Consider the following 15,383-nt stretch of genomic DNA (forward strand, 5'->3'; position numbering starts at 1 on the left):
TGCTTTGCGCCGGAAGGTTAAGGAAGGTTAATGCGCGAGATGGGGCACGCGGGCAGGCAATGGGAGTCCGGCGGCGAATATATGAACCATAACTTCTATCTAAGCGACGAGGTGGAAACATGTTCAAACGAAGCTCGCTGTTGCTCGGAGGATTGATCCTGATGGCGCTCGCCGGGTGCGACGACGCGAACGAGACGCCGAAGGCGGAACCGTCCTCGGAGTCGACCGCACCGCAGTCGACGCCGTTGCCGGTAGAGCTGCCGGAAGGAGCGGTGCAAGCGTACTTGTCCGATTGGCAGGAGGGCGATTACGCGGGCATGTACGGACTGCTCACGCCGGCCGCGAAGGAGAAGATGACGGAGCAGCAATTCGCCGAGCGCTACGAGACGGTCTACGAGACGCTCAAGGCCGACAATCTGGTCGTCGAAGCGCTGCCCGGTTCGACAAGCGATCAGGTAACGGAAGAGACAAGCGTGCTCGGATTCGACTATCGCGTGCGGATGGACTCGGTCGCGGGGCCGATCGCGTTCGAGCAGCACGGAAGGCTAAGGAAGGCGCAGGACGGCGGAGAGACGAAGTGGCTGATCGAATGGAAGCCTTCGCTCCTCTTCCCCGGCATGGAGGATGGCGACAACGTGCGCGTCCAAGCGGTGGAAGGCGAGCGGGGAGAGATCGTGGACCGCGCGGGCGACGGCTTGGCCGTGAACGGCAGCGCGCCGCAGCTCGGCATCGTTCCCGGCAAGCTCGGGGAAGACGCGGAGGGCGCCAAAGCGACGATCGCGGCCAAGCTGGGCATGACGGTGCAGCAAATCGATCGCAAGCTCGGCGCTTCCTGGGTCAAGCCGGAACTGTTCGTTCCGATCGCCGTCGTGTCCGAATCGGCCAAGGACGAATTAAGCGCGCTTCCGGGCGTCGTCATCCAGCGGAAGCAACTGCGCGTCTATCCGTTAGGCGAAGCGGCGGCCCACTTGACCGGTTACGTCGGCGAGATTAACGCCGAAGAGCTGGAGAAGCGGAAGGAGCTTGGCTACGCGGTCGGCGATGCGATCGGCAAGGCAGGCTTGGAACAACTGCTCGAGGACGAGCTGAGGGGGACCGACGGCGTCGTCGCGACGATCATAGACGGGAACGGGCAACGTCGGGACGTCCTCGCGGAGAAGCCGGCGGTGCCAGGCAAGACGTTCCAGCTGTCGATCGACGCCGAGCTGCAGCGGGCGATCTACGACGAAGTGAAGGCGGACGCGTCGTCCGTCGCGGCCATGGACCCGAAGTCAGGCGAGATCGCCGCGTTGCTCAGCACCCCGTCGTACGACCCGAACGCGTTCGTCCGGGGCATCTCGAGCGCGCAATACGACGCGTGGAACGACGATCCGAGGCATCCGTTCATGAACCGGTTCGCCCGGGCGTACGCGCCGGGTTCGACGTTCAAGCTCCTTACCGCGGCCGGCGGCTTGGATGCCGGGACGCTCGATCCGGACGAGGCGAAGGCGATCTCGGGGAAGACGTGGACGAAGGACAAGTCTTGGGGGAAGTATTACGTCACGAGAGTGCACGTCGTCAGCCCCGTCGACCTATCGAAGGCGCTTATCTACTCGGACAATATTTACTTCGCCCAAGCCGCGCTGGCGATCGGCAAGACGAAGTTCGCGGAGACGGCGGCCAAGTTCGGCATCGGCGAGCGGATTCCGATCGAGTATCCGCTCGTTCGTTCGCAGCTGTCCAACGACGGCAAGTTCGGCGGCGATATTCAGCTCGCCGACTCCGGCTACGGGCAAGGCCAAGTCGCCATGACGACGCTTCACGTCGCTCTTGCGTATTCGGCCTTGGCGAACGACGGCAACATCGTACAGCCGGTGTTGACGCTGTCATCGGACGGCGCGAACGCGCCGAAGACGTGGAAGGCGCAAGCGATGAAGCCGGACACGGCGACGCTGCTGCGGGACGATCTGATTCAAGCCGTCAGTCATCCCGACAGCGTCGGGCACGGCGCGTATATCGACGGAGCCGCTATCGCCGGCAAGACGGGCACCGCGGAGCTGAAGGCGAGCAAGGACGCGGAAGGCCAAGAGAACGGCTGGTTCGTCGGCTTCGACGCGAACGATCCGAAGCTGCTCCTCTCCGTCATGATCGAGGACGTCGGCGATCGCGGGGGCAGCGGGTACGTCGCGCCGATCGCGAAGCGAATCCTGCAGTGGAAGAAGCCATGATCACACATCCTTAATACATTCGCCGCAACCCTTGAGAGATCAAGGGTTTTTGCGTTGTTCGCACACAAACGCCAAATAATTAGCAAGCTATTATATTAACATTTAAATGGTTAAATCGAGTTACAATCAATCGCATAGCGAGAGGGGAAGCCAGTGATGTCATTGTTGCGCCACATGAAGTTGTCATGGAAGTTCGGGGGGACGGTCAGCGTCGTGCTCGTCATCGCGTTCGCCATTATCATTACGACGAACTTAAGCCAGCTGCGCTCGGTTAGCTTGGACAAGGGAGAGTCCGAAGCGGGCGAAGCGGCACAATCGTTCGCGAGCGGGTTCCAATCGAAGGTGACGGAAGTACATACCTTGCTTACGGCGATGTCGGAAACGTTGAAGGATGCAAGCGTCAACCGGTCGTTGGACCGCGAGGACGCGATACGGATTCTGACCGGCATGCTGCGGCATGGCCCCAACCTGCTCGGTCTATGGACGGTATGGGAGCCGAACGCCTTCGACGGGAACGACGCGGCCAACGCCGGCAAGACGGCATACGACGACGCTTCGGGCAGGTTCATCCCTTACGTCGTGCGCAGCGGCGAAGCGGTTAACGTAACCGCCATCGCGGATTACGAGACGGAAGGGGCGGGGAACTTCTACTTGATTCCGAAGCGGGAAGGAAGGACGACGCTGCTCGAGCCCTACGTCTATGCGATAGACGGAGTAGATACGCTAATGACGTCGCTCGTCGTGCCGATCCAAGACGAGAGCGGCAAGTTCCTCGGCGCGGTCGGAGCCGATTTCACGCTGGACGTTCTTCAGGCGATGGTGAAGGGCGCGAACATCGACGGAGGCTACGTGACGATTCTGTCGTCGCAAGGCACTTATGTCGCCCATAGCGACAAGCCCGAAGACATTACCCGTCCGTATGCCGATACGGCGGACAAGCAACGCATCTGGGACGGCCTGGCGGGAGGCACGCTCGAAGCGTACCGAACGAACGGCAACGGGCAATCGGTGTTTAGTCGCTTCGAGCCGATCGAGATTCAAGGGAGTACCGACAAGTGGTACGTCGAGACGGTCGTTACGGTCGATACCGTGCTGGCTACTTATAATAGGTTGAAAATCGGTTCCGTCTCGATCGCGATCGGGTCGTTGATCGTGCTCGTCGCCGCGGTCATTATCCTTGTCCGCAGAATGATCGTCCGGAATATCGATACCGTCATCGAGGCTTCGAGAAGGGTGGCCGGCGGAGATTTGACGGAGAAGCTGACCGTCGGCAGCCGCGACGAGTTCGGAAGATTGGCGGGGCTGTTCAACCAGATGATCGATAGCTTGCGGACGCTGATCGGGCATGCCGCGACGTCGGCCAAGAGCTTGGCGGCCGCTTCCGGAGAAATTTCGGACACGACCGAAGAGATCGCCAGGGGCAGCACGTCCCAAGCGGAATCCGCGCAGAAGGTAACCGATCTGTTCTACGACCTGAACCGGGCGGTCGATACGGTCGCCCGCAGCGCGAGCGATGCCGCGGAGCTGGCCCAGAGAACGCATCGGGGAGCGATGGAAGGCGGTCAAGCGGTAAGCGAATCGATCGGCAGCATGGCCCGCTTATCGGATCATATGGGACGACTGGAGAACGATTCGCGCCGTATCGGCGATATTATCGAAGTGATCGACGACATCTCGGAACAGACGAACCTGCTCGCGCTTAACGCCGCCATCGAAGCGGCCCGGGCGGGCGAGCAAGGCCGGGGCTTCGCGGTCGTCGCCGACGAAGTGCGCAAGCTGGCCGAACGGAGCGGAGAAGCGACGAAGCAAATTTCTTCGATCATCACGGGCATGCAGAAGAGCACGCAGCTGAGCGTGGCGGCGGTCCACGAGACGTCGGAGCTGTCGAAGCGAACCGGCGTCGCGCTGGAGGACATCGTTCGCATGGTCGGCCAAACCGCGAGCCAGGTCGGCGAGATCGCCGCGGCCAGCGAAGAGCAGTCCGCCCAGACGTCGGAGGTGCTGCTGCAGATCGAGAATATCGCTTCCGTAAGCGAGGAGGCTGCGGCGGCGGCCGAGGAGACGGCAAGCTCGTCCCAGACTCTCGCGGCGCTATCGGAAGAATTGAGCAAGTCGGTGTCGAAGTTCCGCGTGTAACGTTATGAGATAACGTTGCAGCAGTTCGTGCGTTTCTGCAACGTTAGTATCAGCGGTCCGAAAAGATTATTGGAAACGGCGGATTTAGGGTGATAGCTCTACTCCGCCGTTTGTTTATTTACGATGAAGAAAAAAGGACATGTATCCCCTGAAGAGCGAAGCGCCTGCCTTTACGGTACCGAATTCACCTTATTACGGGGTAACCATTCAGAATTCGGGACGAAAAAAACGGGGTCCCCGCAAAGTAATCGGAATAAGCTTCGAAGATATACTTCACTTTGTGGGGTGAAGCAGCAGCGGAAGGGGATACATGTCCTGAAAAACTCTCATCGTACATAAAAATAAGGTCGAAGATTTCCAGAAGAGCCCTAACGTTTGCAGTACCCGCCGAATTGGAGTACAAATGTAATTATACGAATTCGGGAGAGGGATCGGATGAAGCGCGTTACGGTACTGATCGCGGACGACGAGAAGGAGATCGCGGACTTGGTCGCGATGTACCTGGAGCAAGAAGGCTACGACACGGTCAAAGTCTACGACGGAGCGGCCGCCGTGCAGGCGGCGAACGCCAGGCAGATCGATCTGGCGATATTGGACATCATGATGCCGAAGCTGGACGGCCACGAGGTGACGCGGACGCTGCGCGAAGGACACCGGATGCCGATTATTTTCCTAAGCGCCAAGACGTCCGATCTGGATAAAATCACGGGCCTCGTCATCGGGGCCGACGACTACATGACGAAGCCGTTCAACCCGATGGAGCTCGTCGCGCGGGTGAAGGCGCAGCTGCGCCGTTCAATGCAGCTGAGCCGTCCCGCCGAAGAGCCGTCGCGCGTCATGGAGATCGGCGGATTGACGATCGATCCGGACAAGCGCGCGGTAACCCGCAACGGACAAGCGATCGAGCTGACGCCGAAGGAATTCGATATTCTCGCGTTGCTCGCCGGCCATCCGAACAAGGTGTTCGGCGCGGAGCATATTTTCCGACAGGTATGGGGCGAGTCGTACTTCGAGAGCGGCAACACGGTCATGGTCCATATTCGCACGTTGCGGAAGAAGCTCGGCGACGACAAGAACAAATACGTGAAAACCGTATGGGGAGTGGGGTACGCGTTCAATGCCTAATCTGCTCCTCAGCTTCCGGGCGCGGATGCTGCTCCTCTTCGCACTCAGCATGCTGTCGTCGGGCTTGATCACGTACGCGCTCTTCGAATGGCTTCGCTCGTACTACCGCGAGCATGCGCAATACGGCGACACCATGGCGAAGCTTCGCGCCGTGCTGGACGATATCGGGGAATTCAATTTCATCCTCATCGTGTTCGTACCGCTCGCGATCTTGTTCTTCTACTTGTACACGAAGCCGTACGCGACCTATTTCAAACGGATCTCTCAAGGCATTCGTAAGCTCGCCGCCGGCGATTTCGCGTCGCGGGTGGACGTCCGCTCGGGCGACGAATTCGAAGCGATCGCCGAAGACGTGAACCGGGCGAGCGACCAACTGCGGGTAGCGATCGAGAGAGGCGACTTCGCGGAGAACAGCAAAGACCGGCTGATCTTGAATCTGGCGCACGACCTGCGCACGCCGCTGACGTCCGTGCTCGGTTACTTGGACTACGTCTTGCATAACGAGAAGCTGACCGAAGAGCAGGCGCGGCACTATACGCAGATTGCGTATGCGAAGTCGCGGCGAGTGGAGAAGCTGATCGAGGAGCTGTTCGAGATCGCCCGCCTGAATCACGGCAAGCTTCCGGTCGAGCGGCGGTCGATCGATCTGGGCGAGCTGCTCGGCCAGTTGATCGAGGAGCTGTATCCGATCTTCGAGAGCAGCGGAGTGGTCGCGCGTCTGGACGCGCCGGCGCCGGTCCTCCTGTCCGGGGACGGCGATCTGCTCGCCAGGGTGTTCGAGAACCTGCTGACGAACGCTGCCCGCTACGGGAAGGACGGCCAATTCATCGACGTAAGATGCGCGGCCGAACCGGGAGAAGCGATCGTGCAAGTCGTCAATTACGGCCAGGCGATCCCGGAGGACGAGCTGCCGTACTTGTTCGATATGTTCTATAAGGGAGACAAGGCGCGATCGATGCAAGGAGAGGGAACCGGACTCGGGTTGTTCATCGCGAAAAATATCGTCGAGCAGCACGCCGGCGCCATCTCGGCGGATAGCAACGTTATCCGCACCGTATTCGAAGTGCGGCTTCCGCGGGAAGGGCAATGGGTTTAAGAAAAACTTAAGAAGCATCCCGCCTCGGATTTAAACTTTATGCCTTAACCTAAAGCAACGTTAGGTCGAGGAGGAAGTTGATCATGCTGAAGCGGGATTATTTATTGCCGGGCGTCATGCTGGGCATCATGCTATTATCCGGGTGCGGTTTCGGGGTCGGAACGAGCGAGCCGTCCGTCGTCGATATTCATGAAGGAGCCGGTACGCCGATGGCGTCTCATTCGGCGGAACAGTCGGCAGAGCAGCCGGCAGAACAAACGGAAGAACGGGAGACGGCCATCGAGGTCGGGCAAGATCAAGTCCATGAAGGCAATCTCGTGCTCGTGAACCGGGAGCATCGCGTCGTCTCGGGGAGCATCCCCGGCGACGTCGTGTCGTTGTTCGGGCATCAAGAGCTGTCGGAGGGCTTCGCGCTGTACGATCGGTCGATTCGGCTGCCCGAGGCGTTGCTGCTTTCTTTCCGGTCGATGGTAGACGCCGCGGCCGACGACGGGGTCGACCATTTTCTGATCAGCAGCGGTTACCGGGACGAAGCGGAGCAACAAGCGCTGTACGAGGAGAAAGGCTCTGATTACGCGCTGCCCGCGGGATTCAGCGAGCATAACTTAGGCTTGTCGCTCGATATCGGTTCGACGCTCGAGGCCATGGAAAAGGCGCCCGAGGGCGCCTGGTTGAAGAAGAACGCTTGGAAGCACGGATTCATTCTCCGGTATCCGAAGAACAAAACCGAAGTGACGGGCATCCAATACGAGCCCTGGCACTTCCGCTACGTGGGTCTGCCGCACAGTCAGATCATGCACGATCGCGACTTCGCGTTGGAAGAGTATCTGGATTACTTACGGGATCGGAAGTCCATCGTCGCGACGGTAGACGGCGAGCGGTACAAGATCGCTTACGTGCCCGTGGGCCGCGACGGCGCGACGATTCGGGTGCCGAAGGATGCGAGCTACGAGATCTCGGGCGACAATCGCGAAGGAATTATCGTGACCGTGCGCTTAACAGCTCGCTGACCGTGACGAGCCGGTAGCCTTGGCCGATCAGCTCCGGAATCAGCGCCGATACGGCGGCGATCGTAGGGGATCGGTCCCCGAAGCCGTCATGGTAGATCAGAATGCTTCCTTCGCGCACGTGCGCGCGGGAAGTCGTCAGTATATGCTCGGCATCGATCGCGTCGTCCCAATCCCGCGAGTCCAAGTTCAGCGCGTGGATGACGGCGTAGCCGAATTCCGCGGCCGTGGCGAGCGCGTCATCGTTCACGTCGAGATACGGCGGGCGGAACGTCTTCGGACAATCGCCGGTCGCTTCGGCGATGAGGCGGTCGGTGCGCGACAGCTCCTCGCGCTGCGCTTCCCGGCCCAGCTCGGACAGATGCGGGTGGGAGTATGTATGATTGCCTAGTTCATGGCCTTCGGCGTGGATGCGCTCCGCGATGTCCGGGTAGCGCTCGACGTTCGAGCCGACGACGTAGAACGTCGCCTTGGCTCCGTGCTGGCGGAACGCGTCGAGCAAGAGCGGGGTCCACTCGGGATGCGGCCCGTCGTCGAACGTAATGGCGACGAGCTTCTCCCCGGTTGCGACTTCGTTGAAGATGTCGGCCTTGTTCATGTAGATGGATTCTCCTTAGATGGCCCGGTCCGGAGACGCGTATGCGCTCGCGGGCCGGGCCGTTCGATTATTCCGGACGCTCGGGCGGCTGCGTTCCCGACGGCTTCTTCGGCAGCCGGTCCGCCTGCTTCAGCGCCTCGCGGATGATGAATTCGAGATGGCCGTTGACGCTGCGGAACTCGTCGCCCGCCCATTGCTCGAGCGCGCGGTAGATCTCAGGGTCGAGCCGCAGCGGAAAAGATTTCTTGTCGCTCGCGATAAGTCATCACCCTTACGTGTACAGCGTGCCCGCGTTAATGATCGGGGTCGCGCCTTTGTCGGATACGATCGCCACCATCAAGTTGTTCGTCATCGCGGCGCGGCGCTCGCTGTCGAGGGAGATGCCTTTCTCCTCCAACTGGCGAAGCGCCATGTCGACCATGCCGACGGCTCCTTCGACGATCTGTTGGCGAGCGGCTACGATGGCGGATGCTTGTTGGCGCTGAAGCATGGCGCTAGCGATTTCTTGGGCGTAAGCCAGGTGAGTGAGGCGCGTCTCGAGAATACGGACGCCGGCGATAGACAGTCGGTGCTGCAAGTCGGACATCAGCTCGTGCGATACTTCGTCCGCGTTGCCGCGGAGCGAATGGCGGTCGGTCTCGGCGAAGTTGTCGTAAGGGTATTGGGCGGCGATATGACGGACGGCCGTCTCGCTCTGAATCTCGACGAACTTCTCGTACTGGTCGACGTCGAACGTCGCCTTGGCCGTGTCGACGACCTTGAAGACGACGACCGCGGCGATCTCGACCGGGTTGCCCTCGGCGTCGTTCACCTTAAGCTGCTGGCTGTTGAAGTTGCGTACCTTCAACGATACGGTGCGGTGGGTGGCGAACGGCATGATCATCCAGAAGCCGCTGTCGAGCACGGTGCCCGCGTATTTTCCGAAGAAGGTGACGACTTTGCCCTGGTTCGGCTGGACGACGACGAGCGCGGTCAGACCGATGATCGCGACGACGGCGAGAACGGCTCCGATGACGAGAAGAGAGATGATCGGTTCTTCTTGCGCGCCTTGGATGAAGCACGCAACGGCTCCCGCAACGAGCGCGAGTTGAATCAATAACGCGAGGAATCCGTTCAAATGCCAAGCTTTTCTTTCGACCATTGGGCGACACTCCCTAGAGTCATAGTGAATTTGTTTTGATATTTACATGATATCACTTATGCAAATAAATTACAAATGAAAAGTCAGCTTCATTGTCCGTGGGAATCGTTCCGCGTGTTCCGGCACCTTGCGCCAAGAGGGCGGACAACCCGACTTGGGTCATCCGCCCTCCCGTATTCGCTTCCTAGATAACCTGAATCTCGATCCCCAGCATGGCCGCCGTACGCTTGATCTCTTGCGCCTTATGACCGACGCCGAGCGCGAAATGGTGCGTCGGGCCCGCGCTGCACCACTGCTCGACGAATTCGGCGACGGGGCGGCCGAAACTGCAGCGGGTGTTCGTGTTGCCGGTCTGCGGGATCGGGCCTTTGATCGATTCGCCCTCGGCGACGATCATCTTGTAGCGGCCTTGCGCCGTCTGTCCGATGCTGAGCAGCGTGACCGGGCCGGCCTTGATGCTGAACTCTACGCCGATGCCGGAGCCGCGCTTGCCGTGGAACAGCTCGAGTCCCCGGATAATCGGACGTTCGTCGGCGATCTTGATATTGTGCGGGCCGTCGTGGCCGACGAGCACGATATTGTCCTTGAAGTCGCATGGGTGCAATTCGGCGAAGGAGCCGCCGGCTTCGAGCCGGTCCATGATAAGCATCGCCGCGCAGGTTTTGAGATCGGCCTCGCCCGCGAGCGGGACGCCCTTGCCGGTCAAGAGGGAGTTGCCGAGCACCATGTTCGAGCCGATGCGTTCGTATTCGTTGTCGTCCAATCCCTTATAGTAGTAAGCGAGACCGGTCAGACCGAACTCGTCCACGAGCTTATCGAGACCGACGGCGACTTTCGCCGACCAGTGAAGATCCTCGGGCTTGATCGGCCGCGTGACCGGATCGATGAACGGATCCGACACGGTGAACGTGGCGTGGATTTCCTCCAGCTTGGCGTCGATCTCGCGCTGCGAAGCGGAAGAGACGGCCTTGGCCAAGTCGCACATCTCGAGCATCTGGACGTGAGCGCCGAACGCGAACGTGAACGCCGAAGGATCGGAGTTCATATCGTACATGCCTTCGTACGTATGGCCGAGATAGCCGATCCGTGCATACTTGAACGCGCGCCGCGCGTTCGCCGCGCGGCACCAGGCTCGCACTTCGTCCATCGCCGCGGCATCGTCGTACAGCGTGCCGACGACCATTCCCGCGGCCGGGCGTCCGGCGCGAACGAGCACGCCCGCGATCTCGGGCAGGGAGCAGATATTGTCGTTGGCGAGCTGCATGTATGTGGTCGTATGGTTATAGTCGAGATGTTGCTTCGGCTGCAAGGCGACGAGCACGGTCGGCACGGACAAGCCGAGAATCGGCGTAGCCGCCGTAGAGGACGTGACGTACGTGCTCAGGAAGCTGAACAGGATGTCGATGTCCTGCTTCTTCAAATATTCGGTCGCCGCGAACGCCTTGTCCACCGTATCAACGAATCCCGCGCTGACGACCTCTACGTTCATCTCGCGCAGCCGGTTCTCGAAGTCTTGCCCGTATCCGGCCAGTTCCTCCCTTAAGCCGGGAAACTGCTCCCAATAGGGTTCGTGCCCCACCGTCATTACGCCGACGCGCGCGCGTTTCAAGCCTGCTAACATGCGTATTTCCTCCTCGATAACGTATGAAATCTACATTAATCGTAAGGAATTGCGCGATGACGAACAATGAAACGTAAATCTATATTTAGTAATATTCTACGATCGGTGATAAAATATATATTATGGACTCTGGTGAAATTACCTCGATTGTAGCGTGGAAAGGAGATTCTGGCGTGATCGATCCGGTAGCAATTTACTACGAACACTGCGAACCCGGATGGCAAGTGCCGCATTCGCGGACGAACAACGCGATAGCGGTGCTCATTACGGAAGGGCATGCGGTGTTCGATACGGAGCAAGGAAGATTCGAATTGAGCAGGGGAGATATGCTGTTCATGCCGGAGGGCCTCGAACGAAGCGCGGGCAATTCGCTCAAGGCTTCCCACGAGATGTACGTCGCTCATTTTCATCACGCGGGAGACGGAGAGGGGCTGCCGATTCTGAAGACGTTCCGGGCGCTCGCCGCGAAGCCTCACAATTACGATTACGCCCGCAACCGATTCGCCGCGCTCGTGCAGTATTGGCTGCGGAATTCGGCTTATCGGCCGGCGCTATGCCATGCGGCGCTGCTGGAGCTGCTGGCGTTGTTCGCCGAAGCGTCCGATTCCGTCGCGTCCCAAGGCGCCGCGTCCGGTCTCGTCTATCGGCTGGAAGACTATATGCTGCATCATTACCGCGGGACGATCACGGTGAGCGAGCTCGCCGAGCACGTCGGCAAGACGCCGAACTACGTCAGCGCGCTGTATCGGCAGACGACCGGGCGTACGCTGACGGACTACTTGCAGCAGATCCGCGTCGCGGCCGCTTGCGATCTGCTGGCGACCTCGCAGATGACTATCGGGGAAATTTCGAATTACCTCGGCTTTTGCGAGCAGTCCTACTTCAACAAAGTGTTCAAAAAAATTACGGGCACCGTACCCTCCAAGTACGTGCGGTATCAGGTGGATCGTTCGAAGGAGCGAGGCGGGGGAAGTTAGAAGATCGCTTGATACGGGAAGGACGTCCCCTAGCCGATCGCTTCTCACCGTCCCCGCCTGTACTCGCCCGGCGTCATCCCGTAGGCGCGGCGGAACAGCGTCCGGAACAGCTTCTCGTCGGAGAAACCGCAATCGAGCGCGACGTGCCGGACGAGCGTCTCCGTCGTGCGAAGCAGCTCGGCGCTCCGTTCGAGACGATATTGGTTCGCGTACGCCACGAAGCTTGCTCCAAGCGTCTCGCGGAACAGCTTGCTCAGGTAGCTCCTGCTGATCTGCAGCTCGGCGGCGGCCTCGTCGAGACTGATCTTGTCGCGGTACCGGTCGCGCACGAATCGAAGCGCCTCGTTGACTAGTCGCTTTTTTTTGCGGGTTCCATAGGCCGCGGAGGACTCGTCCTCGTCGGCGTTCTGCCGCGCGAGCTCGGCGAGCAACGCCAGCAGGTAGCCTCGGATTTTCGTCAAATACCCTTCGCGTTTTTCCTCGTATTCCCGCAGCATCGACTGGAACAGGAAGTCGACCTCGAATCCGTCCGCTCCGTAATATTTTTTCTCCGACAATAGCATGCCGATCTCGAAGTCCACGAATGCCGGAAGGAACATGCAGTCGATCCAAGAGAACGAAGGCGACAGCGGGTCGAAGGAATGGGTGACGCCGGTCTGCAGGACGAACACGTCGCCCGCGCTCACGAGGAACGACTTGTCGTTCACCTTGTGAAGCCCTTTGCCCGATCGGACGTAGAGCAGCTCGACGAAGTCGTGCCCATGCTCGTCGACGGACGCATAGATCGCGTTGTTCAGCTGTTGTATGCGGATTTGCTCCTCGCCGCTGATGAATTGCGCGTGGGAGAACTTCCGGACGTTGCTCATGGGGATCGCTCCTTAGTCGACGGTGATGCGCTACGCGACGATTGTATCATATTCCTTATCGAGTGATCGATATACCCGTTGAGGTTATTTTTCATCCCCTATAATGAGAGAGAGGAACGAAGCGATTACGAGGATGAGAGAGGCGATGGCACATGGAAGAACTGCGCGAATGGAGCGGCAAGTGGATCTGGCCCGACCGGAACGCCGCGGGCATGGGAGACGCGGAGCAGGAGCGGGTGCTGTTCCGGCGCGCGTTCCGCGTTCAGGACGCGAAGGCCGCGAAGCTGACGGTCGACGTGTCGGCGGACAGCCGGTACAGGATGTACGCGAACGGGAAGCTCGTCGGCCGCGGGCCGTGCAAGGGCGACGCATGGAGCCAATATTACGATACGATCGATTTGACCCCGTACCTGATCGACGGGGATAACGTGTTGGCCGCGGAAGTCGTGCATTATCCGGTCGTACTGAACGGGAACCGCAGCGGCGTCGGCGGCCCGGCATCGGAATGGCGTTCGGACCGGGGCGGGCTCTGGCTCGAAGGCGCCCTGACCGAAGGGGATAACGGCCGGTCCGAGCGGCTCGACACGGACGAGAGCTGGCGGATGCTTCCGGTGTCTGCCGCGATCCGTCTGCAACGCGAGCATCTGACGCTATTCACCGGCGGGACGGAAGACGTCGCCGGCGAAGCGTTGCCGAGAGGCTGGCGCGAGGCGGATTTCGACGATTCGTCGTGGTTGCAACCGAAGCCGGCGGAGCCGCTCGATCGGCTATACGGCGGATTGACGCCGTGGCAGCTGGCGCCGCGTCCGATTCCGCCGATGCGCGAGACGGAGCGGGCGTTCGGGCGGGTAATGCGGGGTAGCTTCGCGGGCGTTACCGTCGATGCTTCGTCGGTATTCCCGCTGCGAATTTCTCCCGGCGAAGAGATCTGGCTAGAGTTGGACGCCGGTCTGTTGACGACGGGCTATCCGCAGCTTGCCGTCGCGGGAGGAACGGGCGGCCGCGTCAATCTGCTCTACTCGGAATCGTACGAGTACGAGAACCGGGATTCGCACGGCGGAAGCCGGCGCGGCGTCCGCGACGATCCGGAAGGCAAGGCGCTCATCGGCAACGACGATACGTACGCGCCGGCGGGATGGGGAACGCTCGCCGAGCCGGAGACGTACGAGCCGATGAACCGGCGCGCGTTCCGGTTCGTCCGTCTGTCGGCGCAAGCCGGGAGGGAGCCGCTCGTCATCGTCGGACTGACCTACTTAGAGACCGGGTACCCGTTGGATGTCGCGACGAAGGTGGAGACCTCTGATCCGCTTGCGCCGAGCATGTGGGACATCAGCCTGAACACGTTGCGCCGCTGCATGCAGGACACGTACGAGGATACGCCGTATTACGAGCAAATGCAGTACATTATGGACGCCAAGTCGCAGGCGATGTTCACGTACGCGGTATCGGCCGACGACCGGCTGCCGCGGAAGACGATCCACGACTTCCATAGCTCCTTGGCGCCGTCCGGCTTGCTGCAGAGCCGGTATCCGTCCGTCTCGCGGCAGATCATTCCCGGCTTCGCGTTGTTCTGGATCATGATGGTTCACGATCATTACCGGCATTTCGCGGACGTCTCGCTCGCGAAGCGCTACTTGCCGACGGCGGATGCCGTGCTTGGCTGGTTCGATCGCCGCATCGACGGCTCGGGCTTGGTCGGTGTCATGCCGGAGGCGTACTGGTCGTTCGTCGATTGGGTAGAGGAGTGGCGCGCGCAAGCGGGCTCGCCGCCGGCGAAGTGGCAAGGCCCGATGACCGTCTACAACTTGATGTACGCGGCGGCGCTTCGGCAGGCGTCCGAACTGAACGCGCGGTGCGGCCGGGCGGACACGGCGGCCGAATACGCGGAGCGGGCTTCCGCGATCGTCGAGACGGTGAACCGGTTATGCTTCGATCCGGAAGCGGGACTATACCGCGACGGCCCCGGCGTCCGGCAGTTCAGCCAACACGCGCAGCTGTGGGCGGTGCTCGGCGGCGCGGCGGAAGGCGAAGCGGGCAAGCGTCTGCTGGAGAACATGCTATCCCGCAAGGAGCTGCCCAAGGCATCGTTCTCGATGTCGCACTTCCTGTTCCGCGCGCTCGCCAAGGTCGGTTTATACGACCGGACGGCGGAATTGTGGGCGCCTTGGAAGGAGCAGATCGGGCTGAACTTGACCGCGTGGGTGGAAGACCCGGTCCAGCAGCGAAGCGATTGCCACGGTTGGGGCGCGCTGCCGCTGTACGAATATACCGCGGAGACGCTCGGCGTCCAGCCGGAGGAGCCGGGTTACGCGGCGATCCGCATCGCGCCGAAGCTTGCCGGCTTGACTTGGGCGAGAGGAGAGGCCGCTACGCCGCGAGGCATCGTGAAGGTGGAGTGGCGCGTCGAAGGCGAAGGCGCGGCGGCTCGCTTCGAACTGCGGGCGGAGGCGCCGGCAGGCGTTCCGGTCGTCGTCGAGCTGCCGGACGGCAGCCGGCACGAGCCGGCCGAGCGAAGCTTCCGGCTCGCGTGCTCGATTTAGCTAATTGAACGACAACCTCCGTTATCCCGCTTGATCGGGGCCGGAGGTTGTCTTCGTTGCTTTTTACTC

At 60.7% G+C, this 15,383-nt stretch carries 11 protein-coding genes; 7 read left to right on the forward strand and 4 right to left on the reverse strand.

Annotation, left to right across the window (positions count from 1 at the left end):
- Positions 1-119: 119 nt before the first annotated feature.
- The 5 genes from ACFQZG_RS18655 to ACFQZG_RS18675 all read left to right on the forward strand — a co-directional run bounded on the left by ACFQZG_RS18655 (position 120) and on the right by ACFQZG_RS18675 (position 7,574).
- A complete protein-coding gene (locus ACFQZG_RS18655) occupies positions 120-2,207 on the forward strand; it encodes a penicillin-binding transpeptidase domain-containing protein (protein WP_378155207.1) in 2,088 nt (695 codons plus the stop codon).
- A gap of 156 nt (positions 2,208-2,363) precedes the next feature.
- Complete coding sequence (locus ACFQZG_RS18660) at positions 2,364-4,343, forward strand: methyl-accepting chemotaxis protein (RefSeq protein ID WP_378155209.1); 1,980 nt, start codon at positions 2,364-2,366, stop codon at positions 4,341-4,343.
- A gap of 435 nt (positions 4,344-4,778) precedes the next feature.
- Complete coding sequence (locus ACFQZG_RS18665; RefSeq protein WP_378155211.1) at positions 4,779-5,468, forward strand: response regulator transcription factor; 690 nt, start codon at positions 4,779-4,781, stop codon at positions 5,466-5,468.
- Complete coding sequence (locus ACFQZG_RS18670; RefSeq protein ID WP_378155213.1) at positions 5,461-6,564, forward strand: sensor histidine kinase; 1,104 nt, start codon at positions 5,461-5,463, stop codon at positions 6,562-6,564. Before ACFQZG_RS18665 ends, ACFQZG_RS18670 begins: the two co-directional genes overlap by 8 nt.
- An 83-nt stretch (positions 6,565-6,647) precedes the next feature.
- A complete protein-coding gene (locus ACFQZG_RS18675; RefSeq protein WP_378155215.1) occupies positions 6,648-7,574 on the forward strand; it encodes a M15 family metallopeptidase in 927 nt (308 codons plus the stop codon).
- Here ACFQZG_RS18675 and ACFQZG_RS18680 read toward each other — a convergent pair.
- From ACFQZG_RS18680 to ACFQZG_RS18690, 3 genes are all read right to left on the reverse strand, one after another.
- On the reverse strand, positions 7,543-8,169 hold the full coding sequence (locus ACFQZG_RS18680) for a polysaccharide deacetylase family protein (RefSeq protein WP_378155217.1): 627 nt from the start codon (positions 8,167-8,169) through the stop codon (positions 7,543-7,545). The genes ACFQZG_RS18675 and ACFQZG_RS18680 overlap by 32 nt on opposite strands.
- Positions 8,170-8,440: 271 nt before the next feature.
- Positions 8,441-9,310, reverse strand: coding sequence for an SPFH domain-containing protein (locus ACFQZG_RS18685; RefSeq protein ID WP_378155219.1), 870 nt, complete (start codon positions 9,308-9,310; stop codon positions 8,441-8,443).
- Positions 9,311-9,494: 184 nt separating this feature from the next.
- Positions 9,495-10,931: an L-arabinose isomerase family protein gene (locus tag ACFQZG_RS18690; protein WP_378155221.1), complete on the reverse strand. Its 1,437-nt coding sequence runs from the start codon at positions 10,929-10,931 to the stop codon at positions 9,495-9,497.
- Between the two features lie 173 nt (positions 10,932-11,104).
- Between ACFQZG_RS18690 and ACFQZG_RS18695 the strand changes: the two genes are divergently transcribed.
- On the forward strand, positions 11,105-11,908 hold the full coding sequence (locus tag ACFQZG_RS18695; RefSeq protein WP_378155223.1) for a helix-turn-helix domain-containing protein: 804 nt from the start codon (positions 11,105-11,107) through the stop codon (positions 11,906-11,908).
- A gap of 44 nt (positions 11,909-11,952) precedes the next feature.
- Here the strand turns inward: ACFQZG_RS18695 and ACFQZG_RS18700 are convergent, their stop codons facing one another.
- Positions 11,953-12,774 (reverse strand): helix-turn-helix domain-containing protein, encoded by an 822-nt coding sequence (locus ACFQZG_RS18700; RefSeq protein ID WP_378155225.1) that lies wholly within the window; start codon positions 12,772-12,774, stop codon positions 11,953-11,955.
- Positions 12,775-12,926: 152 nt separating this feature from the next.
- Here ACFQZG_RS18700 and ACFQZG_RS18705 point away from each other — a divergent pair, with 152 nt between their 5' ends.
- Positions 12,927-15,314 carry an alpha-L-rhamnosidase-related protein gene (locus ACFQZG_RS18705; RefSeq protein ID WP_378155227.1) on the forward strand — a complete coding sequence of 796 codons (2,388 nt, stop codon included), beginning with the start codon at positions 12,927-12,929 and terminating at the stop codon, positions 15,312-15,314.
- Positions 15,315-15,383 lie beyond the last annotated feature (69 nt).

This window comes from Cohnella sp. GCM10027633 (assembly GCF_042675445.1).
Lineage (GTDB): Bacteria > Bacillota > Bacilli > Paenibacillales > Paenibacillaceae > Cohnella.